This is a genomic window from Pedobacter sp. 01T416_2, from assembly GCF_056398925.1.
In genome coordinates this window covers 1-2,387 of record NZ_JBFTQI010000845.1, presented here as the reverse complement: position 1 = coordinate 2,387, position 2,387 = coordinate 1, and the positions used below count along the sequence as shown (strand labels likewise).

Genomic DNA, 2,387 nt, shown 5'->3' with positions numbered 1-2,387 from the left:
GGGTTATATGGCCAAGAACCACAAGCCACTCACCAATAAACCCGGTAGCAGCGGAAATCCTTTTTATTGCATAAGTGCACCCCTCCTATTCTTGCTGCTGGTTGCGTAAAATTTGCAATAAAAAGATTGGAGTGCATAACGGGGCTACAGCGCCCACGGAGACATGAATGTTCGTTTTCAAATAAAAATGCACAACTAATTGCAGCCTAGCCCAAACCTGCCGATGAAAATCGGAACATGTAATAGAAGGTATTTTTAATAGTCGAAACAAAAAACATTTGTCCTTCGACAAGCTCAGGATGACAACGTTTTTTGTTCTTCTAATTTGCAAAATAGCCCCCAACCCCTACAAAATTATGAGGGAGTTGGAGGCTACAAATAAGGTCTTCGACAGGCTCAGACTGACATTTTTAAAAAAAAATCAACTAAAAGCCGAAACCCTCTGATACAACTTCCTGTACCTTACTTTTACGGAACTCTTTCATTGATTGTGGCTCTTTGGCCTCAAGCGTGGCAAAATCTACCACACCCGTTCTTTTTGCCCAGTCGAAATAGGCTACCGATAACCTGCTCACCACATCGTGGTTTTGCCTGGCTACGTTGGTGATTTCGCCACGGTCGGTTTCTAAATTATACAGTTCCCAATTGTAGCCTGGCCAGGTAGATACCAGTTTCCATTTGCCAGCACGCACTGCACGATTGCCTGCACGTTCCCAAAATAGCGGTTCATCGCGTTTCAGTTCGTTATCTTTACCAAACAATACCGGCAACAAACTTTTACCGGCCAATGCATTGGGTGTAATGCCCTGATAGCTTTTAGGATAGGTAGCCCCGGCCAGATCGTAAAATGTTGGGGCAATATCGATAATATGCCCGGTGCCTTTTTTAATACTGCCCGCTTTAATTTTAGCGGGGTACCAGGCAATAAACGGCGAGCTGATGCCACCTTCGTACATGTAATCTTTAAAGGCTTTTAATGGCGAATTTGAAGCATAAGACCAGTTTTTACTCTGCGACTCGTACGAACCAATGGTACCTACAGGGCCCGAATTGCGCACCGCACCTTTATACCATTTTACCAGATCTTCTGCAGGGGCACCATTATCAGAAATAAACAGGATGATGGTATTTTTATCGGCGCCGGTTGCTTTTAACTTATTTAATACCTGGCCAATGCCCTGATCTAAACGATCGACCATGGCGGCAAAAATCTCCATCTTTTTGGCCCACTGGCTACGCTGATCGAACGATAGTTTGTTCCAGTTGTAGATATCGGCATCTTTTTCAGAGACCGTAGAATTACCATCAATAATACCCAGTTCTTTTTGCTTTTTAATTCTTTCGGCACGGAGCACATCCCAACCTTTATCGTAGCGGCCTTTGTATTTGGCAATATCTTCTGGCAGTGCATGCAGCGGCCAGTGCGGCGCGGTATAGGCTAAATACAGGAAGAAGGGTTTGTCTTTAGCGCTTTGATCTAAAAAGTTTACTGCATTCTCGGTAATTACATCGGTTTGGTAAAATTTACCCGCTTCTAAAGGATAGGGTTTCCCGTCAATGGTGTAGGCACGCTTTTTACCCCCTTCGTAATCGCCCTGATCGAAATAACTTCCATTTTCGGACATCATTACGTGATCGAAACCACGCTGCCAGGGAAAACTCACTTCTTTACCGGCAACATGCCATTTACCCGACATTAAAGTATTGTAACCCTGGGTTTTTAAAACCTCTGCCAGGGTAAGCGATTCTTTATTAAGATAACCCTGATAGGCCGGAAGCCCAAGATCGTTGGCGAAATACCCCACTCCTGCTTTATGCTGGTACTGCCCTGTTAATAAGGAAGCACGGGTTGGCGCACAAATGGAATTGTTATAAAATTCTTTTAACCGAAGGCCCTCGTTGGCGAGACGATCTAAATTGGGTGTTTTAATTTCTGAGCCATAGGCGCCAAGATCTGAATAACCCAAGTCATCGGCCAGGATAAGGATAATATTAGGCTTTGACGGCCTGGCATTTTGTGCAAAACCCTGTATGGCCAATAATGCGCCTACACAGGTTAATATAACTTTGTTCATCTTTTTCTTTATTTAATGCTAAAAATTCTGATTGCCTCTATTATTTCCTTGTGCAGGCCGGGCGGGTGCGGTTTTAAGCAATTCGTAATCTACTACCCCATTTTCTGCAGCCCACTTTACATAAGCGGCTTTTAACTGTGCTACTATTTCGGGGTGTTGAGCGGCTACATCGGCATTTTCGGCCCTATCTTTTTCGATATCGAAAAGCTCATATTTTTCGGTTAAACCTGCCGGAGAAACGAGTTTCCATTTGCCCCACCGTACGGCTTTGTTGCCACCACGTTCCCAAAACAAAGGTGCAGCGCGCTGAAC

General features: G+C 44.4%; 1 protein-coding gene and 1 pseudogene. Both read right to left on the bottom strand.

The features are described from left to right. Positions 1 to 425 precede the first annotated feature (425 nt). On the bottom strand, positions 426 to 2,075 hold the full coding sequence (locus AC1DPQ_RS24885; protein WP_477581044.1) for an arylsulfatase: 1,650 nt from the start codon (positions 2,073 to 2,075) through the stop codon (positions 426 to 428). Positions 2,076 to 2,093: 18 nt separating this feature from the next. Continuing rightward, positions 2,094 to 2,387: pseudogene (locus AC1DPQ_RS24880) on the bottom strand (hypothetical protein); the annotation flags it as partial.